Origin of the sequence: Streptomyces sp. NPDC041068, from assembly GCF_040647455.1 — a bacterium.
Classification (GTDB): domain Bacteria; phylum Actinomycetota; class Actinomycetes; order Streptomycetales; family Streptomycetaceae; genus Streptomyces.
Genome location: NZ_JBEZCG010000010.1, coordinates 81,266 through 104,104 on the forward strand (window position 1 = coordinate 81,266; position 22,839 = coordinate 104,104).

The window sequence follows — 22,839 nt, forward strand, 5'->3', positions numbered from 1 at the left end:
CGCGTCCTATTGCCCGGGAGCGATGGGGGTCAGTACTTGGGGCCTACGTGGGTGTCCATGAGGGCGACGGAGGCTTTGCGGGCGATGGAGATGTTGCGGTGGTTGGCCGCCTTCCAGGCGACGCCGAGCTTGTCGAGGGTGCCGGTGAAGAGCTGGATGATGTCGCCCGAGAGGTTGGTGAAGAAGTACCGCGGATACTCGTAGCGCTTGCGCTCGCCGCCGACGACGCGGGTCGTCCAGTTGGTGATGCGGCAGCCGTCGGAGTGGATGAGCCCCCGGATGAACTCCCACGGGTGGGCGTCGACGATCGCCTGCTGCCAGGGTTCGAGGGCGATCGTGCGCTCGTGCTTCTTGCCGGGGCCGTGCTGGGGGAAGAGGCAGGGCCAGTGCCGACTGTAGCCAACCACCGAGACGTAGCCCACTGCCTGCACGCGGTTGGACTTTCCGCTGGGATTGACGGATTCGATGGCTGCGGCGCAGGCCTCGATGAGGCCGGGCCAAGAGTTGGCACAGGCGACGCGAAGGAAGTAGCCCGTCCGCACGCCTGCACTGATGCAGCCATCGCCGAGATAGAGCCCAAGGAGGTACGAGTAAGCCGCACTGTCGGGTGGTGGCTTGGGGACAGGAGCACACCGGACGCATGGCTGATGCTGCATGCGAGGCAGCGGTTCGATGCGTGACTGCCAGGACCGGATCGCCGCCCGCGAGACCCCGGTCTCCTTGCTGACTGAGTTCAGACTGCGGCCCTGGTCGACCAGAGCCAATGCCCGCGCGCGGGTACCCATGTCGTACATGTGAGGCACGGTGCTTGATGGCCGGTAGTGACACGCAGAGAAAGACAGATATTCACGAGAACGGGAACATCCACTTTCCGTCGACGACCTTCGGATCGAAGGAAAAGTGCCCTGGGTGGGATTTGAACCCACACTGAATGGTGTTTGAGACCATCGCCTCTGCCGATTGGGCTACCAGGGCCCAACGAATCGAAGGTTAGCCTCGACCCGCTGCCTGCCCACCATATCGCAGCTAGGTAGGCTCTTGGGAGCAGTACCCCTGCCCTGAACAAGGAGCCCCCGTGACCGCCCCCGAGTCGCCCCAGCCCACCGACGTGTCCGACGACGACAAGTCGCACGTCCCGCCGCTGACGACCCGCGTCGTCATCGCCGAGGACGAGGCCCTGATCCGGCTCGACCTCAAAGAGATGCTCGAGGAAGAGGGGTACAGCGTCGTAGGCGAGGCCGGCGACGGCGCGAAGGCCGTCGAGCTGGCCCGCGAGCACAAGCCGGACCTGGTGATCCTGGACGTGAAGATGCCCGTCCTCGACGGCATCTCCGCGGCCGAGAAGATCGCCGAGGAGTCCATCGCCCCGGTCCTCATGCTCACCGCCTTCTCGCAGCGCGACCTCGTCGAGCGGGCCCGTGACGCGGGCGCGATGGCGTATCTCGTGAAGCCCTTCAGCAAGAGCGACGTCGTCCCGGCGATCGAGATGGCCGTCTCCCGCTTCACGGAGCTGAAGACGCTGGAGAAGGAGGTCGCCGACCTCTCCCAGCGCCTGGAGACCCGGAAGCTGGTGGACCGCGCGAAGTCGATCCTCCAGACCGAGTACGGCCTCACCGAGCCCGCCGCGTTCCGGTGGATCCAGAAGACGTCGATGGACCGCCGCCTGTCCATGCAGCAGGTCGCCGAGGCCGTCATCGAGGACGCCGAGGAGAAGAAGGCGGCGAAGGGCTAGCCCCGGATTCCGTACGCGCAGGCATATGAGGAGGCCCGCACCCCGTTCCCGGGGTGCGGGCCTCCTCGTGTAGGGGGCAGAACCTCAGTCCTCGCCCAGGTACGCCTTGCGCACCGACTCGTCGTGCAGCAGGTCGTTGCCCGTCCCGGAGAGGACGACCTTTCCGACCTCCATGACGTGACCCTGGTCGGCGAGGGAGAGCGCCGCCTGGGCGTTCTGCTCGACGAGGAGGATCGTCGTGCCGTTCGCCTTGAGCTCGGCGATGGTCGCCATGATCTTCTGCATCATGATCGGCGAGAGGCCCATGGAGGGCTCGTCGAGCATCAGGAGCTTCGGCTGGGACATCAGGGCCCGGCCCATCGCGAGCATCTGCTGCTCGCCGCCGGAGAGGGTGCCCGCCGCCTGCTTCCTGCGCTCTCCCAGGATCGGGAAGAGCTCGTACGCGCGCGCGATGTCCTTCTCGATGCCCGCCTTGTCGGAGCGCAGATAGGCGCCGAGGCGGAGATTGTTCTCGATGGTCATGCGCGGGAAGATGTGGCGGCCCTCGGGGGAGTGGGCGAGGCCCAGTTGCACGATCTGGTCGGCGCGGTACTTGCGCAGGGCCTTGCCGTTGAACCTGATCGAGCCCGCGACCGGCTTCAGCAGACCGGAGATGGTGCGCAGCGTGGTGGTCTTGCCCGCGCCGTTGGTGCCGATCAGGGTGACGACCTGGCCGGCCTCCACCGTGAACGAGATGCCCTTGACGGCCTCGATCTTGCCGTAGGCGACGCGGAGGTCCTCGACCTCAAGGAGTGCGGTCATCAGTTGTTCTCCTCGAAGGGCTCGCCGAGGTATGCGGCGATGACGCGGTCGTCCTGTTGGACCGTTTCGCTGGTTCCTTCGACGAGTTTCTCGCCCTGGACGAGGACGGCGACGCGGTCGCAGAGGTTGAAGATGAAGCGCATGTCGTGCTCGATGACGAGGATGGCGATGCCCATCTCTCGGATGGCGAAGACCAGTTCCTCGGTGGCGCGGGTCTCCTGCGGGTTCATGCCGGCTGTCGGCTCGTCGAGGAGCAGGAGGCCGGGCTCGCTCGCGAGTGCCCGTGCGATCTCCAGCTTGCGCTGTTCTCCGTAGGGGAGGTTGCGGGAGAGGTGGTCGGCCTTGTCGGCGAGGCCGACGAACTCCAGGAGCTCCATGGCGCGCGTCCGGGAGGCGGCCTCGGCCTTGTGGAAGCCGGGGCCGCGAAGGAGCGCCGACCACAGGCCCTCCTTCGTCCGCGTGTGACGGCCCACGAGCACGTTCTCCAGGACCGTCATGTTGGCGAAGAGACGGATGTTCTGGAAGGTACGGGCGATGCCGGCCGCCGTGACCTTGAACGACTTGGCGGGCAGGACCGTGCCCTTGTACCGGACTTCGCCCTCGGTGGGGATGTAGAGGCCGGTGAGGCAGTTGAAGAAGGTGGTCTTGCCGGCGCCGTTGGGGCCGATGAGGCCGACGATCTCGCCGCTGTTGACGGTGAGGTCGACGGAGCGGACGGCGGTCAGACCGCCGAAGCGCATGGTGACGCCGCGGGCGTCGAGGACGGTCTCACCGGCCGGGGTGGCCGGGGTGGCGTCCTCTTTGGTGATGTCTGTGGTCATGGGTCAGGCCCCTGTCTTGCTGAGGACTGCGGGCGGCGGCGTCTCGCCGGGTTCGAGTTCGGCCTCGTGGAACTCGAGCTGGCGGCGGCGGTTCGGGATGAGGCCTTCGGGGCGGAAGCGCATGAGGAGCACGAGGGCGAGTCCGAAGGCGAACAGCTGGTAATCGCCGAGGAACTGGAGCTTGGTCGGGATCAGGTAGAGCAGCGCGGCGCCGACCAGGGGCCCGCTGATGGTGCCCATGCCGCCGAGGACGACGGCTGCCAGGAGGAAGGCGGAGTTGGGCGGGACGGAGTTGGCGAACAGGTACTGCTCGGGTGTGACGGTGTAGGTCACGTGTGCCTGCACGGTGCCGGCGAGTCCGGCGAGGGAGGCGCCGAGTGCGAAGGCGATGAGCTTTACGCGGAAGCCGTTGATGCCCATGGCGAGCGCGGCGGTCTCGTCCTCGCGGATGGCGACCCAGGCGCGGCCGATGCGGGAGTTCTCGCTGCGCCGGAAGACGAGGACGACGACGAGGGTGATGAGCAGCATCAGGAAGAAGTAGTTCGCGAAGCGGCCGATGGTGAAGCCGCCGATGCTGTGCTGCAGGCCGAAGTCGAAGCCGAAGATCTTCAGGTTCGGGATGGAGGAGATGCCGTTGGAGCCGTTGGTGATGTCGGGGCCCGACGATCCGTCGGAGTTGTTGGCGGCGATGCGGAAGATCTCGCCGAAGCCGAGGGTCACGATGGCGAGGTAGTCGCCGCGCAGCCGCAGGGTGGGGGCGCCGATGAGGACGCCGAAGACCAGCGAGGCGCAGGCGCCGACGAGGATTGCGCCCCAGAAGGGCAGATGGACGTCGAAGGGTGAGGACGGGGCCCCGGAGACCATGGACGCGGCGTAGGCGCCGACGCCGAGGAAGGCGACGTATCCGAGGTCGAGGAGTCCGGCGAGGCCGACGACGATGTTCAGGCCGAGGGCGACGGTGGCGAAGATGAGGATGTAGACGCCGGTGGTGGCGTACTGGTCGTTGCTCTGGGTGAAGGGGAACGCCGCGGCGGCGAGGAACGCCCCGGTGAGGGTGATGTTGCGGTGCCGTGCGGTGTAGGTGGAGACCTGGGCGACGAGTCCGGCCTTGGCGAGCGCGGCGAAGCCGAAGCCGACGGTGATGAGGAACCCGATGAAGAGTTGGTCGTATTCGGTGCCGATGCCGTAGGTGAAGACGAGCAGTCCGACGGCGAGGGCGGCGATGATGATGAGGATCTCGACGTACGAGTTGAGTTTGCGCGGCGCGGGGGGAGCCTCGGCGGCGAAGGCGCCCTTGAGGACCGTCTTTCCGTTGCGTGCGCGGTGCTTGAACTGCTCCCAGGCGCTGTCCTCGGGGTCCACCGGGTAGGTGTGCGGCCGGTCGAAGGGCAGGGCCAGGGCGCCGACGAGCGCGGCGAGGGTGGCGAGGGCCGCGATCCAGCCGCCGGGTTCGAGGTTGGCGAGTCCGCCGAGCTCCGCGCTGATGGCGAACATCGTGTACCAGGCGGTGGCGAAGCCGGCGAGCGCGGCGTACTTGAGGGCGGCGTCGGCTCCGGCGGGGGCGAGTGCGCGCACGCCTCGCACGCCGTACGAGGCGAGGCCGAGGAGCGTGGTCAGGGCGCCCGAGATGAGCACGAGCCATTGGAGGCCGCCGGGGTAGCCGTAGACGGTGAGGTCGCCGGGGAACGCGGCGGTCCAGGTCCAGGCGAGGAAGGCGGAGACGACGGTGAGGGCGCCGCCGCCGGTGGCCAGCGCGCGGGCGGGTCCGGGCGGGATGGCGATGAGGCCGGTGGGGGCCTTGTCCTTGTGCGGGAGAGGGCTGTCGGCCGCTGTGGTCTGTGTGGTCATGGATGTCACGCCCTGTCCGCGACGCGCTCGCCGAGGAGGCCCTGGGGCCTGACGAGGAGGACGATGATGAGAAGTACGAACGCCCAGACGTCGGCCCAGGATTGGCCGCCGAGCTTGTCCATGCCGGGCACGTCGTTGATGTAGGCGGTGGCCATGGACTCGGCGAGGCCGAGGACGACGCCGCCGATCATGGCGCCGTAGATGTTGCCGATGCCGCCGAGTACGGCCGCGGTGAAGGCCTTGAGGCCGAGGATGAATCCCATGCGGAAGTCGATCTGGCCGTACTTGAGGCCGCGGCAGACGGCGGCGATGCCCGCGAAGGCGGCGCCGATCGCGAAGGCGACGACGATGACGCGGTCGGTGTTGATCCCCATGAGTTTGGCGGTGTCGGGGTCCTGGGCGGTGGCTTGCATGCCGCGTCCGATGCGCGTCTTCATGACGAAGTAGCCGAGGATGATCATGCAGATGGGGGCGGTGACGAGGAGGAAGACGTCGGCGGGCTGCATGGTGACGGAGCCGATGTGGATGGTGCCGCCGGGGAGTTCGGGGAAGGAGCGGGCCGACTTGGCCTCGGGGTACCAGGCCCACACGGCCTGCTGCAGGGCGAGCGAGAGGCCGATGGCGGTGATCAGCGGGGCCAGGCGTGGCGCTCCGCGCAGGGGGCGGTAGGCGAACCGCTCGGCGCCGATGGCGATGGTGGTGGAGACGAAGATGGCGCCGATCAGCATGAGGGGGAGCGCGGTCCAGACGCTGGTTCCCGCGGGGAGCCAGAGCCAGACCGTGAGGGCACCGAAACCGCCGGTCATGAAGATCTCGCCGTGGGCGAAGTTGATGAGCTGGACGATGCCGTAGACCATTGTGTAGCCGATGGCGATCAGGCCGTACATGGATCCCAATAGCAGGCCGTTGACCAGCTGTTGCGGCAGTTCGTGCACCGCAGGTCCTCCGAGTCTTTCGTTGTCGTACGGCCGTCTCGCGGTGGCTCATCGGCCTGCGCGCGGCCGCACGTTCCAGGTGACGAATGCGACGGATGCGACACCGCGCGGGGCGCTGGCTTGCGGCGCCCCGCGCGGCATGTCGTGGGCTGCGGGTCGGGTGCTAGTTGGACCCGGTGTAGGTGCCGGACTGGACGGGCTTCCAGCCGGTCTTGGGGTCGGTCGACTTCACCTGGTACACGGTGAGCTGCTTGTTGGTGGCGTCGCCGTACTCGTCGAAGGAGACCTTGCCGGTCACGCCGTCGAAGGAGACGCCCTTCATCGCGTCGATGACCTTGGAGCGGGTGTCGTCACCGGTGGGGAGCTTGCCGTCGTTGTCGTCGACGACCTTCTTGACGGCCTCGATGATCGCCCAGGCGCTGTCGTAGGAGTAGCCGCCGTAGGCCTCGTAGGCCTCCTTGTAGCCGGCCTTCTTGTAGTTGGCGATGAACTCCTTGGCGGAGGGCAGGTCCTCGACGGGCTGGCCGACGGAGGTGGCGAAGTCACCGACGCCCTGCTTGCCCGAGAGCTTGATGAAGTCGGCGCTGTAGATGCCGTCGCCGCCGACGAGCGGGGCCTTGGACCCGGCCTGCTTGATCTGCTTGCTGAGGGGGCCTGCCTGGGGGTATTCGCCGCCGTAGTAGACGAGGTCGGCGTCGCTGTTGCGGATCTTGGTCGCGACGGCGCCGAAGTCCTTGGTGTCCGGGTTGATGTGCTCGGTGCCGACGACCTTGCCGCCGAGCTTGGTGAACTCGTCCTTGAAGGTGGCGGCGAGGCCCGCGCCGTAGGTCTTCTTGTCGTCGACGACGTAGACCTTCTTCTTCTTGGCCGTGTTGTACAGGTACTGCGCGGCGAACGGGCCCTGGATGGCGTCGGTGGTCGCGGTGCGGAAGTAGGACTTGTACGGACGGGCCTTCTTGCCGCCGTTCCAGTCCGCGCCCTGGGTGAGGGCGGGGTTGGTGTTGGCGGGGGAGACCTGGACGAGTTTGGCGTCGTCGAAGACCTTCTGCATCGACTCGGCGACCGAGGAGTTCAGGGGGCCGACGGCGCCGAGCACGTCCTCGTCGGCGACGAGCTTGGTGGCGTTGGTCTGGCCGGACGAGGGCTGGCCCTGGTCGTCGAGCGCCTGGATCTTGAAGGTGACGCCGTCGACGTAGTTCTTGGCGTTGGCCTGCTTGGCGGCCAGGTCGACGGAGTTGCGGATGCCGAGGCCCAGCGCGGAGAGTTCGCCGGTCAGCGGCGCGTCGACACCGATGACCACCGTGGTCTTGCTCCCGGTATCGCCGTCCTTATCGTCGTCGCGCGAGCCACAGGCGGTGAGGGTGAGAGCCCCCGCGGTGAGTGCAGCGGTGATGGCTATGAGCGAACGTTGACGCACGATCAGTCCTTTCCCCTGGCACGGCTGTCCCTTGTTGGGATGCCGAGTCGAGCGCGGAACCGAACTGACAGGAATCCGGTGGGCGCGGTGACTGGCCGTGACTCTAAGGGCGCCTTTGTTCCAGGTGGAGTGGTCGGACCAAGGCTGTGACGCTCTTGTTATGCCACGGAGTATTCCGGGCTGGAACGCAGGGGGCGGTTGGGGCTGAATATGGCCTTGTTCGGCGGATCTCGACGTATCCGCATGCTGAGAATCTCCAGGACAACTGGCAGGACTGTAAGTGTGTTTGACTCATGACATCCGTGTTCGCGGGCATGCGGCGGTGAGGGCGCGAGAAAGATCATTCGCGTATTCCGGACCGAGGATGTAACTCTGCTTCTCGATTGCGCGCGCATTACGCAGTGTTACTTCCAGGAAAGGGAGTCCGGCGTTCCGTGGCACTTCTCCGCATTCGCGAATGTGCATCGTGATGATCAACTTCCGGGGGGTTCCCGTTTTCACCGCGAAAGGGGTGGGAGGGGATGTGCTGACCGAAAGCGCCGCCGACGGCTGGGTGACCCGGCGGACGGTCGTCGGCGGTCCCGACTCCTGGGTGAGGGTGACGGAGAAGGTGAAGTTCCGGTCCCCGGCGGTGGGGTGTGACATCCCGCCCGCGTACCGCACCGACACGCTCTGCGACGGCCAGGGCGGCGGCGGTGGGGGCGGCGGCTCCGGGCGGGTCAGATACAGGGTGAGCCCGGCGGCGCCGACGACCGCGGCCGCCGTGACCGCCACCGCGGTGCGGCGGTGCCGCAGCCGCCGCGGATCGAGCCGCACCTGGGGCGGCGTCGCGGTCTCGTGGCCGTAGGTGTCCTCGCCCGGCTCGACAGGGCCGATGGCGTTCATACCCACGGCCCGCCGCTCGGCCCGCCGTCGCGGTAGCGCTTCGCGCACCGCTCGCGTGCCTGACGGTCGATCAACTTCCGCCCCGCGGCGGCCGATTCGCTTCTGCGCTCGGCGCGTGCGGCGTCCAGGATATGGCGCAGGATCATGTACTGCCCGTTCGACAGGCCCATCGACTGGTAGTCGCCGTAGCCCGGGTCGCCCGACTCGTAGATCTCCCGGGCCCACTTGGTGATGATCGTCGCGCACAGATCGGAGGGCGACGTGGTGCTGGGGGAGGCCTCCGGGCTGCTCGTGGTGGCGTCCGCGTCCGGGGTTCCGGAGTCGCCGCAGCCGACGGTGGAGAGGGTCAGGGGGAGAGCGAGGGCGAGCGCACAGAGCCGTATCCGGTGCCTCATGCACCGACGCTAGACCGGAGCCTCACGCTCCGACAATGCGTGTGCGCCCGCCGTGTGCGCCCGCCGTGTGCACCCGTCGTGTGTGCCTGCTCTGTGCGCCCGCTCAATGTGCCCGCGCCGTGCGCTCGCCGCGCGGGATCAGCCGGCCGCGCCGTCCGTGGGCACGTCCTTCAGCATGCACGTCAGGCGCGCGCTGCACACCCGCCGGTCCTGCTCGTCGCTGATCACGATCTCGTACGTCGCCGTGGAGCGGCCCCGGTGCACGGGGGTCGCCACGCCGGTGACCAGGCCGGAGCGGGCGCCGCGGTGGTGCGTGCAGTTCAGGTCCACGCCGACGGCGATCTTGCTGAGGCCGCCGTGCAGCATCGCGCCGACCGAGCCGAGCGTCTCGGCGAGCACCGCGGACGCGCCGCCGTGCAGCAGGCCGTACGGCTGGGTGTTGCCCTCGACCGGCATGGTGCCGACGACGCGCTCGGCGGAGGCCTCCAGGACCTGGACGCCCATGCGGGTGCCGAGGTGCCCCGCGGAGAACAGGGAGGGCAGGTCGACACCGAGCGAGGCGTACTCGTCGATGACCTCCTGCGGGAACTTCACGTGGTGCTGCTCGCCCATGGGGCCCTGCTCCGTTCGTTCGTCGTCACCTTGTCGCTGAGCAAACGCTCAGTCGATCGCCGATTGTTCCAGGCGTACGACGACGGACTTGCTGGCAGGGGTGTTGCTGGTGTCCGCGGTGGCGTCCAGCGGGACCAGCACATTGGTCTCGGGGTAGTACGCGGCGGCGCAGCCCCGGGCCGTCGGATAGAGCACGATCCGGAAGCCGTCCGCGCGGCGCTCCACGCCGTCCTGCCACTCGCTGACGAGATCGGCGTACGTCCCCTCGGCGAGGCCGAGCTCACGGGCGTCGTCCGGGTTGACGAGGACGACACGGCGGCCGTTCTTGATGCCGCGGTAGCGGTCGTCGAGGCCGTAGATCGTGGTGTTGTACTGGTCGTGGGAGCGCAGGGTCTGCAGCAGCAGCCGCCCCTCGGGCACGGCCGGGTACTCGACGGGGGCCGCCGTGAAGTTGGCCCTGCCGGTGGCGGTGGGGAAGCGGCGCTCGTCCCGCGGGGCGTGCGGCAGGGCGAAGCCGCCGGGGCGCGCCACCTTCTCGTTGAAGTCCTCGAAGCCGGGGACCACGCGCGCGATGCGGTCGCGCACGGTGGCGTAGTCCTTCTCGAACTCCTCCCAGGGCGTACGGGATTCGCTGCCGAGGACGCGGCGCGCCAGGCGGCACACGATGGCGGGCTCGGACAGGAGCTGCTTGCTCGCGGGCTCCAGGCGGCCGCGCGAGGCGTGCACCATGCCCATCGAGTCCTCGACGGTCACGAACTGCTCGCCACCCCCCTGAAGATCGCGCTCGGTACGGCCCAGCGTCGGCAGGATCAGGGCACGCGCGCCCGTGACGGCATGCGAGCGGTTCAGCTTCGTCGAGACGTGCACGGTCAGGCGGGCCCGGCGCATCGCCGACTCCGTCACGTCCGTGTCGGGGGAGGCCGCCACGAAGTTGCCGCCCATCGCGAAGAACACCTTCGCCTCGCCGTCCCGCAGCGCCTTGATGGCGCGGACGACGTCCAGGCCGTGGTGGCGGGGCGGCGCGAAGCCGAACTCCTTCTCCAGGGCGTCGAGGAAGGCGGGCGCGGGTCGCTCGAAGATGCCCATCGTGCGGTCGCCCTGCACATTGGAGTGGCCGCGCACGGGGCAGACCCCGGCGCCGGGGCGGCCGATGTTGCCGCGCAGCAGCAGGAAGTTGACGACCTCGCGGATCGTCGGCACGGAGTGCTTGTGCTGGGTCAGGCCCATCGCCCAGCACACGACGGTGCGCTTGGAGGCGAGGACCATGCGCAGCGCTTCCTCGATGCGCTCGCGGGTCAGGCCCGTGGCCTTCAGCGTCTCGTCCCAGTCGGCGTCGCGCGCGGCGGCGGCGAACTCCTCGTACCCATGGGTGTGTTCGCGGACGAACTCCTCGTCCACCGCCCCCCGGGTCTCCAGGATCAGCTTGTTCAGGAGGCGGAAGAGGGCCTGGTCGCCGCCGAGGCGGATCTGCAGGAAGAGGTCGGTCAGGGCGGTGCCCTTGAGCATGCCCTGCGGGGTCTGCGGGTTCTTGAAGCGCTCCATGCCCGCCTCGGGCAGCGGATTGACCGTGATGATCTTCGCGCCGCCGCGCTTGGCCTTCTCCAGGGCGGAGAGCATGCGCGGGTGGTTCGTGCCCGGGTTCTGCCCGGCGACGATGATCAGGTCCGACTTGTAGAGGTCCTCCAGGAGGACGCTGCCCTTGCCGATGCCGATCGTCTCGGTCAGCGCGGAGCCCGACGACTCGTGGCACATGTTCGAGCAGTCGGGGAGGTTGTTCGTGCCGAGCTCACGGGCGAACAGCTGGTACAGGAACGCCGCTTCGTTGCTGGTGCGCCCCGAGGTGTAGAAGACGGACTCGTCCGGGCTCTCCAGCGCCGCGATCTCCTCGGCGATGATGTCGAAGGCCCGCTCCCAGGAGACGGGTTCGTACGCCGCGGCGCCCTCCGCCAGATACATGGGGTGGGTGAGGCGGCCCTGCTGACCCAGCCAGTACCCACTGCGGGTGGCGAGGTCCGCGACCGGGTGCGCGGCGAAGAAGTCGGGGGTGACGCGGCGCAGCGTGGCCTCTTCGGCGACCGCCTTCGCGCCGTTCTCGCAGAACTCCGCCTTGTGGCGGTGGTCCGGCTCGGGCCAGGCGCAGCCGGGGCAGTCGAAGCCGTCCTTCTGATTGACGCGCAGCAGCGTCAGCGCGGTGCGGCGCACGCCCATCTGCTGCTGTGCGATGCGCAGGGTGTGACCGATGGCAGGCAGCCCCGCCGCCGCGTGCTGCACCTCCGCGACCTGCGGCGCGTCCTGGACCGGATCACCCTTGGGCGGCTTGCTTGCCATGGTCGGCTCCCCTTCGAGCACGTGCGTGAGCTATGTCTCCGATCCTCCCACGCGACGGTGACAACGCCGGGGGCCGGGGCCAGGTGGGACCGGACTGTCAGTGGGGCGTGGCAGGATCGGGGACGTGGCAGAAAAAGCAGCGAAGAAGAAGTCCGAGACCGCGACGAAGCCGAGTGGCGAGCAGCGGCCCCGCCTGCTCCTCATGGACGGGCACTCCCTGGCGTACCGGGCGTTCTTCGCGCTGCCCGCGGAGAACTTCACGACCGCGACGGGCCAGCCGACGAACGCGATCTACGGCTTCGCGTCGATGCTGGCGAACACGCTGCGCGACGAGGCGCCCACGCACTTCGCCGTGGCCTTCGACGTCTCGCGCAAGACGTGGCGCTCCCAGGAGTTCCCCGAGTACAAGGCGAACCGCTCCAAGACCCCCGACGAGTTCAAGGGCCAGGTCGAGCTGATCGGCGAGATGCTCGACGCGATGCACGCGGTGCGCTTCGCGGTCGACGGCTTCGAGGCGGACGACGTCATCGCCACCCTGGCCACCCAGGCGGAGGCGGCGGGCTTCGAGGTCCTGATCGTCACGGGCGACCGCGACTCCTTCCAGCTGATCACCGACCACGTGACGGTGCTGTACCCGACGAAGGGCGTCTCGGAGCTGACGCGCTTCACTCCGGACAAGGTCCAGGAGAAGTACGGCCTGACCCCGAGCCAGTACCCCGACTTCGCGGCGCTGCGCGGCGACCCGTCGGACAACCTCCCCGGCATCCCCGGCGTCGGTGAGAAGACCGCCGCGAAGTGGATCAACCAGTTCGGTTCGTTCGCCGACCTCGTCGAGCGCGCCGAGGAGGTCAAGGGCAAGGCCGGGCAGAACTTCCGCGACCACCTGGAGGCGGTCAAGCTCAACCGCCGTCTGACGGAGATGGTGCGCGACGTCGAACTGCCCAAGAGGGTCGAGGAGTTGGAGCGCGCTCCGTACGACCGCACGGCGCTCGCCCTGGTCCTGGACACCTTGGAGATCCGTAACCCCTCGCTGCGCGAGCGCCTCCTGGCCGTCGACCCGGGCGCCGAGGAGGCCGAGCAGACCCCGGCCGAGCCGGGCGTCGAACTGGACGGCGCGGTCCTCGGGGCGGGCGAGCTCGCCCCGTGGCTGGCCGAGCACGGCAAGGCGGTGCTCGGCGTCGCCACGGTCGACACCTGGCAGCTGGGTGCGGGCACGGTCACGGAGGTGGCGCTGGCCGCCGCGGGGGGCGCGGCGGCCTGGTTCGACCCGTCGGCGCTCGACGAGTCCGACGAGAACGCCTTCGCGTCCTGGATCTCCGACCCGGCCAAGCCCAAGGTCATGCACAACGCCAAGGGCGCGATGCGGGTCTTCCCCGAGCACGGCTGGACGGTGGACGGCGTCACCATGGACACGGCGCTCGCCGCGTACCTGGTGAAGCCGGGACGCCGCTCCTTCGCCCTGGACGCGCTCTCCCTGGAGTACCTGGGCCGTGAGCTGGCCCCCGCCTCGGCGGCCGACGGACAGCTCGCCTTCGGCACGGAGGAGGACGACCAGGCCGAGGCCGAGTCCCTGATGGCGCAGGCCCGCACGATCCTCGACCTGGGCACGGCCTTCGGCGACAAGCTCCAGGAGGTGGGCGCGGGCGACCTGTTGAAGGACGTCGAGCTGCCGACCTCCACGCTCCTGGCCCGCCTGGAGCGGCACGGCATCGCGGCCGACCGCGCCCATCTGGAGGCCATGGAGCAGCAGTTCGCGGGCGCGGTACAGCAGGCCGTGAAGGAGGCGCACGCCGCCGCCGGGCACGAGTTCAACCTGGGCTCGCCCAAGCAGCTCCAGGAAGTCCTCTTCGGCGAGCTGAACCTCCCCAAGACGAAGAAGACGAAGACCGGCTACACCACGGACGCGGACGCCCTGGCCTGGCTCGCGGCCCAGACGGAGAACGAACTGCCGGTCATCATGCTCCGCCACCGCGAGCAGGCGAAGCTGCGCGTCACCGTCGAGGGCCTGATCAAGACGATCGCCGCGGACGGCCGCATCCACACCACCTTCAACCAGACGGTGGCGGCGACGGGCCGGCTGTCCTCCACGGACCCCAACCTCCAGAACATCCCGGTCCGTACGGACGAGGGCAGGGCGATCCGCCGCGGCTTCGTGGTCGGCGAGGGCTTCGAGTCCCTGATGACCGCGGACTACAGCCAGATCGAACTCCGCGTCATGGCGCACCTCTCCGAGGACGAGGGCCTCCTGGAGGCGTTCACGTCCGGCGAGGACCTGCACACGACGGTCGCCTCGCAGGTGTTCGGCGTGGAGCGCTCCGAGGTCGACGCGGAGATGCGGCGCAAGATCAAGGCCATGTCGTACGGCTTGGCGTACGGCCTGTCCGCGTTCGGCCTCTCCCAGCAGCTGAACATCGACGCGGGCGAGGCGCGTGCGCTGATGGACACGTACTTCGAGCGGTTCGGCGGCGTGCGCGACTATCTGCGCCGCGTCGTCGACGAGGCCCGCGCCACGGGGTACACGGAGACGATGCTCGGCCGCCGCCGCTACCTCCCCGACCTCAACAGCGACAACCGCCAGCGCCGCGAGATGGCCGAGCGGATGGCGCTGAACGCCCCGATCCAGGGCACGGCCGCGGACATCGTCAAGATCGCCATGCTGAACGTGCACGGGGCGCTGACCGCGGCGGAACTGGATTCCCGGATGCTGCTCCAGGTCCACGACGAAATCGTCCTGGAAATCGCCCCCGGGGAGCGGGCGAAGGTGGAGGAGCTGGTCCGTCGGGAGATGGCGGGAGCGGTGGCCCTGCGGGCGCCGCTGGATGTTTCGGTGGGCGTCGGCGCCGACTGGGAATCCGCAGCGCATTAGCCCTCCCGGGCGGGGGAGCGGAGAGGGTTCGGGGAGGGGCGGTTGCGTGGTCGGCTGCGGGTGGTTCGTGGTTGCTCGCGCAGTTCCCCGCGCCCCTGAAGACGGGGCACGGCTCGGCTGCGCCCCGTAAGGGGCGCGGGGAACTGCGCGACCAGCCACAACTCACCCGCAGTCGAACGGTGCCGCCTCACCCACGTGGCCCCCGGTGAAACGCCCCGGCACGAGGGCACGGTCAGGATGAGGGGCATGGCCCCTCACCTGCGAACATGCCGCTCGGCTGTCGTCGCGGCGGTCACCGCGGCGCTGCTGGCGCCGATACCCGCCACCGCCGCCGAAGCCAGTACCCGGCAGAGCCCGGCCCTCTGCACGGCCGTCCGCGATCGCGCCCTCGCCTCCCGCATGTCGCACGACATCCGGGAGGCGCTGTCGGACAGGACCGGCAGCGTCTCCGTCTCCGTGCACGACACCCGCACCGGCCTGGTCTGCGGCCTCGCGAACCGCCGTCGCTACGACGCGGCGAGCGTCGCCAAGGTCCTGATGATGGAGGCCGCGCTGCGCCGCTCCCAGGACCGGCGCCGCGAACTCACCGGCTTGGAGCGCGGACGGATCCGCCCCATGATCACCGCCTCGGACAACAACGCGGCCTGGCGGCTCTGGAACGACCTCGGCCACCCCTACCTCTCCCGCTTCCTGCGCCGCGTCGGCACCACCGCCACCACCCTTGGCTCGGGCGGCTATTGGGGCCTGACCCGCACCACGGCCGCCGACCAGCTGCGCCTGCTCGGCGTGCTCACCGGCGCCCGCGACGTGCTCGAGCCCGGCGCGCGTGCGTACGGCCTGCGGCAGATGGCCGACGTTCGGCGGGACCAGCGCTGGGGCGTGCCCGCGGGGATGCCGCGCGGCATCCGCGCCCACCTCAAGAACGGCTGGCTGCCCAGGGCCACCCACGGCTGGCGCGTGCACAGCATCGGCGCGTTCACCGGCGGCGGCCGCACGTACCGCATCGTCGTCCTCACCCACGACAACCCCTCGATGGCATACGGGGTGCGAACCGTGGAACGCGTCGCACAGGCCGTGCACCGCGGGCTCAACAAGGGCCGTGCCGTGGGCCAGGGACTCACTCCGGAGAGCGAGATCAGCGAGGTCCCCGACGGATCGGCGCCAACGGAAGGCGAAGACGGGGAGTCCACCGCGTAACAGCCCTGTCGCGGCGTCTCGGCCAACCGGTAAAAACCGGGCACGGACGGGTGTCTGGGCGCCGTAAGTTGTCGTAGTGTCGCCTGAGTCGGCCCGCTGGCAGTACGCGCGTACGAAGGAAAGCATGTGCGTGCAAGGCAAGCGTCCAGGCACGTGGGGGCGGCGTGCAACAGTTTTCAAAGGGGAGGGGTGGCTCGGTCATGGCGCCGGTATTCGGCAGGCGGCTGCGCAGGGGAGCGGTGACCACCGCGGTGGCCGCGGCGGCGGTGGCGGCTCTCGCCGCCTCGCAGGCCCCGGGAGTGACGAACGCCCCGCGTGACGAGCGGGCCGCGGACTCCTCGGACAGCACACCCCCGCCCGGTGACTCCGCGACCGGCAACTCCCCCTACTACACGGACCTGCCGCCCCTGCAGAGCCCCGTCCCGCCGACCGGCGCCGCGCCCAACGGCGGTGACAAGGAGGCCGAGGCGGGCCTGCCGGCCACCGTCCTCGACGCGTACAAGAAGGCGGAGACCGCGCTCGCCACCGACAAGCCGGGCTGCAACCTCCCCTGGCAACTGCTCGCCGCCATCGGCAAGGTCGAGTCGGGCCAGGCCCGCGGCGGCCGCGTCGACGCGAACGGCACGACGCTCACGCCGATCCTCGGCCCGGTCCTGAACGGCAAGGGCTTCGCGAAGATCACCGACACCGACGGCGGCGCGTACGACGGGGACTCGACGCACGACCGCGCGGTCGGCCCCATGCAGTTCATCCCCTCGACGTGGGACAGCTGGGGCCAGGACGGCAACAACGACGGCGAGAAGGACCCCAACAACATCTACGACGCGGCGCTCGCCGCGGGCCGCTACCTGTGCGCGGGCGACCGCGACCTGTCCGTCGAGGCCGACCTGCACAAGGCGATCCTCAGCTACAACCGCTCCACGGAGTACCTGAACACGGTCCTGTCGTGGCTGGAGTACTACCGCAAGGGCACCCACGAGGTCCCGGACGGCAGGGGCGTCCTGCCGGACGACCGCAGCGACAGCCGCGTCCCCGGTGTGGGCCCGACGCCCGGCAACTCCGGTTCGCCCTCGCCGAATCCGGGCGGGTCCGGCTCGAAGCCCGGCCCGAACAAGCCCGGCCCGAACAAGCCGGACAAGCCCGGCGACGGCGGTGGCAGCACCAAGCCGCCGGAGAAGCCCGGCGACGGCGGCTCCGAGACCCCCGACCCCACGCCCTCGCCGGCCGAGCGGGTCGCCCACCTGGAGAACGCGGGCACCGGCACGCTCACCGCGACGGCCGGCGACGCCTTCGCCGAGCGCGTCGAGGTGCGTACGGAGTCCAAGTCGGGTGCCTCCGTGGCCAAGGTCAAGGTGAAGTTCGCGATCGTCGGTGACACGGACGCCCGCTTCGAGGGCGGCGAGCGGAGCGCCACGGTCACCACGGGAGCCACCGGCAAGGCCACCGCCCCGAAGATCGACGCGGGCGAGAAGGCGGGGAAGTTCACGGTGCGGGCCACGGTCGTCGGCCGTTCGCTGCCCGGCCTGGACTTCGCCGCGGAGGTCACCGCCCGCCAGGCCGACGCGCTCGCGCGGACCGGCGACAAGGACCTGGTGTGCGAGGCGGGCAAGGAGTTCGCCGACCGGGTCGAGGTCAAGGCGACGTACAAGGGCAAGGCGGCCGGCAACGTCGAGGCCACGGCCACGATGATCAAGTCGGCGACCGACGCGACGGAGGGCGACAAGGGCCCCTACTTCAAGGACGCGGACGGCAAGCCGGTCCGCACCCTCAAGGGCCTGAAGACCGACGCGAACGGCGTCCTGAAGCTCCCGAAGATGTACGCGGACGACGCGGCGGGCACCTACCTCCTGCGCATCGCCACCGTCGGCGGCGGCACCCTCACCGTCGAACTGAAGGTGACCGCGGCGGAGCCCGACACGACGCCCTCGCCGACGGACTCCTCCAGTGCCTCGCCGAGCGCTTCTCCGAGCACCTCCGCGAGCGCTTCGCCGAGCTCCTGACCGGGGCGGCCGCCCGGCCGCCGCACAGCTCCTTCGGACCGCCCCCGCGCCCTCCACGGCGCGGGGGCGGTCCGTGTTTGTGCAACGTGTTCTCATCTCGCCCCTCCGTTGCTACGGTGCCCGCCCTGACGCCCTATCAGTTCCGGCCGCACGCCGAATCGGGAGGCCCCGCATGCGCGCCCTCATCGCCGCCGCCACCGGCCTCGCCGTCGCGGTCGCCCTGGTTCTGACGATCACGGCGATCGGCGCCCCACCGGGCGAGACGTCGCCCGAGCCGCTCCTCACCACAGTCCCCAAGCACCCATAGACGTAGGGAGGGCCGCCGCGATGCGCCGCAAGGCCAGCCTCGTCCTGCTCGCCTTCGCCGTGTTCTTCACGGCCATGTCCCCGCTCATGCGCTGGTACGCCTTCCCGCGCCTCGCGAAGATCCCGCCGAGCCAGTACCAGGAGGCCGTCCTGGAGGCGAAGAACCCGACCCTCATCGACTACGGCAGCATGAAGGCCAAGAAGGTCGACAAGGTCACCATCGTGCAGACCCTCAAGGGCAACGTGGAGGCCTCGGAGAAGATCGAGAAGAACGACGGGGACTCTTCCCGCGACGTCGTCGTCTGGGACGCCCTCAGCTACGTCCAGGACGCCGAGGGCAAGATGGTCTCCAAGGTCCCCGAGCGCTACATCTTCGACGCGCACAGCCAGGAACCGGTGCACGCCACCGGGGAGTCGGTCGACGGCGACCCGGTCAAGCGCGAGGGCATCGAGTTCAAGTGGCCCTTCCTGACCGAGAAGCGGGATTACGAGTACTTCGACGCGCAGGCCCGCGTCACCCGTCCCATCCACTACAAGGGCACCCGGAAATTCCGCGGCATGGAGGTCTACTACTTCGAGCAGACCATCCCCTGGACCAAGGTGCCCTTCCCCAAGACGATGCCGGTCAAGGGCATCACTCCGGAGTCCCTCGCCAAGACCGGCACCACCCGCTGGTACACCACGGTCCGCAAGTTCTGGGTCGACCCGACCACCGGGGCGCCCGTCTACGGCGAGGAGATCCAGAACAACGAACTGCGCGGCGGCACGCTCCTCGGCGGCCGCGACAAGGTCACCGTCTTCTCCGGGCACGTGAAGATGCGCGAGGACTACATCCAGGACACCGTCAGCCTGGTCAAGTCGCAGCGCGTCCTGGTGCTCCTGCTGACCTCGTACCTGCCCTGGGGCTTCCTGATCCTCGGCGCGCTCCTGCTGGCGCTCTCCCTCTGGCTGGAGGCCCGCGGCCGCAGGCCCGGCGACCCGGCCCCCGAGGCGTCGAGCGACCCCGAGCCGGAACCCGTCAACGCCTAGCCGCCGGAACCCTGCCGCGCCTGCCGGGCCTTGGTGTACCGGGTCGGCTCGGCCGCGGCGGGGTCCTCGGGCCACGGGTGCTTCGGATAGCGGCCGCGCAGATCGGCGCGGACGGCGCGGTAGCCGGACCCCCAGAAGGACGCGAGGTCGGCCGTGACGGCCGCGGGACGGCCCGCGGGGGAGAGCAGGTGGACCAGGACGGGTACGGCACCGCCCGCGATCCTCGGCGTCTCGGCGAGCCCGAACATCTCCTGCAACTTCACGGCGAGGACCGGCTGTTCGGGGTCGGAGTAGTCGATCCGGATCCTGGACCCGCTCGGCACCTCCAGGCGCTCGGGGGCCAGCTCGTCCAGGCGCGTGGCCTCACCGGTCGCCCATGGCAGGAGCCGCGCGAGCGCCTGCCCCGCGTCGATCCGCGCCAGGTCGGCCCGGCGCCGGGCCGCGGACAGCTCCGGCTCCAGCCATTCCTCCACGCGCGCGTGGAGGGCGTCCTCCGCCACGTCGGGCCAGGGCGCACCGAGGTGCCGGTGCAGGAACGCGAGCCGCTCCCGCAACTCCCGCGCACTCCGGGACCACTTCAGCAGCACGGTCCCCTCCTCCCGCAGGCCTCGCAGCAGTCCCTCGCGTACGAGGCCGGGGGCGGGGTCCTTCAAGGGGCGCACCACCAACTCGATGGCCCCCAGGCGCTCGACGTGCCGCGCGACGAGATCGCCGCAGGACCAGGCCACTTCGTCGCCCTCGGAGTGCAGCGGCGCGGCGGCGCTCCGCGCGACGTCCTCGTCGATGTGCCCGGCCAGCAGCACGCGCGCGTGCCCGGAGCCCACCGGCCGGTCGGCCACGGCCACGGCGAGCCACCGCGCCCCGGCGAGCGCCGACCCCTGCCGCACCTCGGCGCGGGTACCGCCCGCCATGAGGTACGCCCCGTTCCCCGCGCTCCGGGCCACCCGCTCGGGGAACGCCAGCGCGGCCACGAGCCCGGCGACGTACTCGTCGCTCCCGGCCCGCTCGCCCCCGGCGGACTCCTCCGCGCCCGACGCTCCCGAGCCCTGGTCCCGCACCGCCGACGCCAGGCGCTTGGCCTCGGTCCGCCAGCGCGCCGCATACGCGTCCTGGCCCCGCCGCGCTGTCCGCAGGGCGCCCGCGAGGTCGTCCCCGTACTCCCGGGGCGGCTCCTCGCTCAGCAGGGCCACGGCCTCCGCCGCCCGCCGGGTGCCGATGCGGGGCGCCGCGTCCAGGAGGGCGCGGGCAAGGCGCGGGTGCAGGCCCACCCGGGACATCCGCGTGCCCCGCTCCGTCGCACGGCCCGTGCCCGCGTCCACCGCGCCGACCGCCGCGAGGACGTCCCGCGCCGCCGCCATCGCGCCGCCCGGCGGGGGATCGAGGAGCGCGAGCCCGGAGGCGTCCGGATCCCCCCAGCACGCCGTCTGCAGGGCGAACGCCGCGAGGTCCGCCACCTTGATCTCCGGCGACGGGAAGCGCGGCAGACGCCCGTCCTCCGCCTGTGCCCAGCACCGGTACACCGCCCCCGGCGCCTCACGCCCGGCACGGCCCGCCCGCTGCCGCCCCGCCGCCTGCGAGGCCCGCACGGTGGTCAGCGCGCTCAGCCCGCGCGCGTGGTCCACCCGCGGCTCGCGCGCGAGCCCCGCGTCCACGACCACCCGCACCCCGGGCACCGTCAGGGACGACTCGGCCACTGAGGTCGCGAGCACCACCCGCCGCCGCTCACCCGGGGCGAGCACCGCGTCCTGCACCGCCGCGGGCGCCCGCCCGTGCACCTGCAGGACCTCGACGTCCCCGAGACTCCCCAACTGCCCGGCCACCCGCGCGATCTCACCGACCCCGGGCAGAAAGCACAGGACGTCCCCGTCCCGCTCGGCAAGGGCCCGCCGCACCACCGAGGCCACGTGCGTCAACAGCGCCGGGTCGACGCGCATGCCGTGCGGCGGCCGCACCGCGCGCGTGGGCGGGGCCCACACCACTTCCACGGGATGCGCGATGCCGTGTGCCTCCACCACGGGCGCGTGGCCGAGGATCCGCGCCCAGCCCTCCGCGTCGGTCGTCGCCGATGCCGCCACGAGCCGCAGCTCGGGCCGCAGCGCCGCCCGCACGTCCACCAGGAACGCCGCCACGGTGTCCGCGTCCAGATGCCGCTCGTGGCACTCGTCGAGGATCACGACGTCCACGCCCGACAGCTCCTGGTCCCGCTGCAGCCGCTGCAGCAGGACACCCGTCGTGACGACCTCCACGCGCGCGTGCGGCGACACCACACGCTCCCCGCGCACCGTGTACCCGACGCTCTCGCCGACCTTCTCGCCGAGCAGCCACGCCATCCGCCGCGCGGCGGCCCGAGCGGCGATGCGCCGCGGCTCGGCGACGACGACACGACGTACACCGTGTCCCGGCCCTTCGAGGGCGCCGTCGAGCAGACCGGCGAGGGCCAGCGGCACCAGCGTCGTCTTGCCCGTGCCGGGCGGCGCGCACAGCACCGCGCCGCCCGGCCCCTCCAGAGCGGAGCGGAGGGCGGGCAGCGCGTCGCGTACGGGCAGGTCCAGGGCGTCGTTGCGGAGACCGATCACGTACTCAGTCTCGTACGCACACGTAGATCGCCGTCCCCGGGATCAGGTTTCCGCGCAGCGGGGACCAGCCGCCCCACTCCTGGGTGTTCCACGCGGGCCACTCCGGCTCCACGATGTCGACGAGGCTAAGGCCGGCGGCCACGATGTCCCGTACCCGGTCGCCGATCGTCCTGTGGTGCTCCACATACACGGCGTTGCCCTGCTCGTCCTGCTCCACATAAGGAGTGCGGTCGAAATAGGAGGCCGCTACGGAGAGGCCCTCCGGGCCCGGCTCGTCGGGGAACGCCCAGCGGATCGGGTGCGTCGCGGAGAACACGAACCGGCCGCCGGGCCGCAGCACGCGCCGCACCTCCTTGAGGACCAGCACGGGGTCGGCCACGAAGGGCAGCGCCCCATAGGCGGAGCAGGCGAGGTCGAAGGAGCCGTCCCGGAACGGCAGCACGCCGGCGTCGGCCTGCACCAGCGGAACGTTCCCGCCGATGCGCAGCGCGTGCTGGAGCTGGCGGTGCGAGAGGTCGAGGGCCACGGGCCGCGCGCCCTGGGAGATCAGCCAGCGCGAGCACTGGGCCGCGCCGGCGCCGATCTCCAGGACGTCCTTGCCCTTCAGCTCCTCGGGCGGACCGAGCAGTTCCGCCTCCACCTCGTCGAGGCCTTCGGGCCCCCACACGAAGCGGTCGTCCCCGAGGAACGTGCCGTGCTCGATCTGGTATTCGTCGGCGTTCCGGTCCCACCAGCCGCGGTTCGCGCGGCTGCTCTCCGTGACGTCGGCGTCACGCCGGGTGGCCTCGGGCTCGGGCAGCTCGGACTCTTGGATGATCGGCTCCATCGTCGTAATCTTCCGTCGAACCCGTCGCGAGGGGGCGTCCTGCGGCCCGTGTGGCCTCATGCGACAGGAATTGTGCCGGGTATGCGGCGTTCCGCCCCGGGTGTGCGCCTTCGCGCATTGACCCTGCCCGGCAGCCCCCGTATGCTACAAGTTGCGCTGCGAGCCTGCGCTCCTCAGACATAGCAGGCTGCGCTCGCGTCTGTTGTATGTCCCCTCGGTTGTCGAGGCGCCTTCCGTTTCAGCGGAAGTCGCGCTTCCAAGGCTG

The 22,839-nt window shown here is 70.4% G+C and carries 18 protein-coding genes and 1 tRNA gene; 7 read left to right on the forward strand and 12 right to left on the reverse strand.

The annotated features are described in order from the left end of the window. Positions 1 to 29: 29 nt before the first annotated feature. Together AB0B50_RS23400 and AB0B50_RS23405 are read right to left on the reverse strand one after the other, a co-directional pair. The gene (locus tag AB0B50_RS23400) at positions 30 to 794 is read right to left on the reverse strand and encodes a transcriptional regulator (protein ID WP_362335089.1); all 765 of its coding nucleotides are present in this window, start codon (positions 792 to 794) and stop codon (positions 30 to 32) included. A gap of 107 nt (positions 795 to 901) precedes the next feature. Then, positions 902 to 975 (reverse strand) — tRNA-Leu (locus tag AB0B50_RS23405). Between the two features lie 100 nt (positions 976 to 1,075). Between AB0B50_RS23405 and AB0B50_RS23410 the strand changes: the two genes are divergently transcribed. After that, positions 1,076 to 1,732 carry a response regulator gene (locus tag AB0B50_RS23410; RefSeq protein ID WP_362335092.1) on the forward strand — a complete coding sequence of 219 codons (657 nt, stop codon included), beginning with the start codon at positions 1,076 to 1,078 and terminating at the stop codon, positions 1,730 to 1,732. Positions 1,733 to 1,816: 84 nt separating this feature from the next. Here AB0B50_RS23410 and AB0B50_RS23415 read toward each other — a convergent pair whose 3' ends face one another. From AB0B50_RS23415 to AB0B50_RS23435, 5 genes are all read right to left on the reverse strand, one after another. Continuing rightward, entirely contained in the window at positions 1,817 to 2,533 is a 717-nt protein-coding gene (locus AB0B50_RS23415; protein WP_362335094.1) for an ABC transporter ATP-binding protein, read from the reverse strand. Then, a complete protein-coding gene (locus AB0B50_RS23420; protein ID WP_362335097.1) occupies positions 2,533 to 3,354 on the reverse strand; it encodes an ABC transporter ATP-binding protein in 822 nt (273 codons plus the stop codon). Before AB0B50_RS23420 ends, AB0B50_RS23415 begins: the two co-directional genes overlap by 1 nt. Positions 3,355 to 3,357: 3 nt before the next feature. Then, the gene (locus AB0B50_RS23425; RefSeq protein WP_362335100.1) at positions 3,358 to 5,202 is read right to left on the reverse strand and encodes a branched-chain amino acid ABC transporter permease; all 1,845 of its coding nucleotides are present in this window, start codon (positions 5,200 to 5,202) and stop codon (positions 3,358 to 3,360) included. A gap of 5 nt (positions 5,203 to 5,207) precedes the next feature. Next, positions 5,208 to 6,137, reverse strand: a complete 930-nt coding sequence (locus tag AB0B50_RS23430; RefSeq protein WP_362335103.1) for a branched-chain amino acid ABC transporter permease — start codon at positions 6,135 to 6,137, stop codon at positions 5,208 to 5,210. Positions 6,138 to 6,300: 163 nt separating this feature from the next. Then, positions 6,301 to 7,554 (reverse strand): branched-chain amino acid ABC transporter substrate-binding protein, encoded by a 1,254-nt coding sequence (locus AB0B50_RS23435; protein ID WP_362335106.1) that lies wholly within the window; start codon positions 7,552 to 7,554, stop codon positions 6,301 to 6,303. Between the two features lie 523 nt (positions 7,555 to 8,077). Here AB0B50_RS23435 and AB0B50_RS23440 point away from each other — a divergent pair. Further along, positions 8,078 to 8,401, forward strand: coding sequence for a hypothetical protein (locus tag AB0B50_RS23440; RefSeq protein ID WP_362335109.1), 324 nt, complete (start codon positions 8,078 to 8,080; stop codon positions 8,399 to 8,401). 34 nt (positions 8,402 to 8,435) lie between these two features. Here the strand turns inward: AB0B50_RS23440 and AB0B50_RS23445 are convergent, their stop codons facing one another. The 3 genes from AB0B50_RS23445 to AB0B50_RS23455 form a co-directional block, all read right to left on the reverse strand. Beyond that, on the reverse strand, positions 8,436 to 8,834 hold the full coding sequence (locus tag AB0B50_RS23445; protein ID WP_362335111.1) for a hypothetical protein: 399 nt from the start codon (positions 8,832 to 8,834) through the stop codon (positions 8,436 to 8,438). Positions 8,835 to 8,972: 138 nt separating this feature from the next. Further along, the gene (locus tag AB0B50_RS23450) at positions 8,973 to 9,446 is read right to left on the reverse strand and encodes a hotdog fold thioesterase (RefSeq protein ID WP_362335114.1); all 474 of its coding nucleotides are present in this window, start codon (positions 9,444 to 9,446) and stop codon (positions 8,973 to 8,975) included. A gap of 48 nt (positions 9,447 to 9,494) precedes the next feature. Continuing rightward, complete coding sequence (locus tag AB0B50_RS23455) at positions 9,495 to 11,774, reverse strand: FdhF/YdeP family oxidoreductase (RefSeq protein WP_362335117.1); 2,280 nt, start codon at positions 11,772 to 11,774, stop codon at positions 9,495 to 9,497. Positions 11,775 to 11,898: 124 nt separating this feature from the next. On the opposite strand from AB0B50_RS23455, the gene polA reads away from it, so the two are divergent. The 5 genes from polA (at position 11,899) to AB0B50_RS23480 (ending at position 19,172) form a co-directional block, all read left to right on the forward strand. Next, complete coding sequence (gene polA, locus AB0B50_RS23460; protein ID WP_362335120.1) at positions 11,899 to 14,640, forward strand: DNA polymerase I; 2,742 nt, start codon at positions 11,899 to 11,901, stop codon at positions 14,638 to 14,640. 246 nt (positions 14,641 to 14,886) lie between these two features. Continuing rightward, positions 14,887 to 15,837 carry a serine hydrolase gene (locus AB0B50_RS23465; RefSeq protein WP_362335122.1) on the forward strand — a complete coding sequence of 317 codons (951 nt, stop codon included), beginning with the start codon at positions 14,887 to 14,889 and terminating at the stop codon, positions 15,835 to 15,837. Between the two features lie 200 nt (positions 15,838 to 16,037). Next, positions 16,038 to 17,837, forward strand: coding sequence for a lytic transglycosylase (locus tag AB0B50_RS23470; protein WP_362335125.1), 1,800 nt, complete (start codon positions 16,038 to 16,040; stop codon positions 17,835 to 17,837). Between the two features lie 172 nt (positions 17,838 to 18,009). Further along, positions 18,010 to 18,144, forward strand: a complete 135-nt coding sequence (locus AB0B50_RS23475; RefSeq protein ID WP_362335128.1) for an SPW_0924 family protein — start codon at positions 18,010 to 18,012, stop codon at positions 18,142 to 18,144. Between the two features lie 20 nt (positions 18,145 to 18,164). Beyond that, complete coding sequence (locus tag AB0B50_RS23480) at positions 18,165 to 19,172, forward strand: DUF3068 domain-containing protein (protein ID WP_362335131.1); 1,008 nt, start codon at positions 18,165 to 18,167, stop codon at positions 19,170 to 19,172. Here AB0B50_RS23480 and hrpB read toward each other — a convergent pair. Further along, a complete protein-coding gene (gene hrpB / locus AB0B50_RS23485; RefSeq protein WP_362335134.1) occupies positions 19,169 to 21,748 on the reverse strand; it encodes an ATP-dependent helicase HrpB in 2,580 nt (859 codons plus the stop codon). The genes AB0B50_RS23480 and hrpB overlap by 4 nt on opposite strands. A 4-nt stretch (positions 21,749 to 21,752) precedes the next feature. Next, a complete protein-coding gene (locus AB0B50_RS23490) occupies positions 21,753 to 22,574 on the reverse strand; it encodes a class I SAM-dependent methyltransferase (RefSeq protein WP_362335137.1) in 822 nt (273 codons plus the stop codon). Between the last annotated feature and the right edge of the window lie 265 nt (positions 22,575 to 22,839).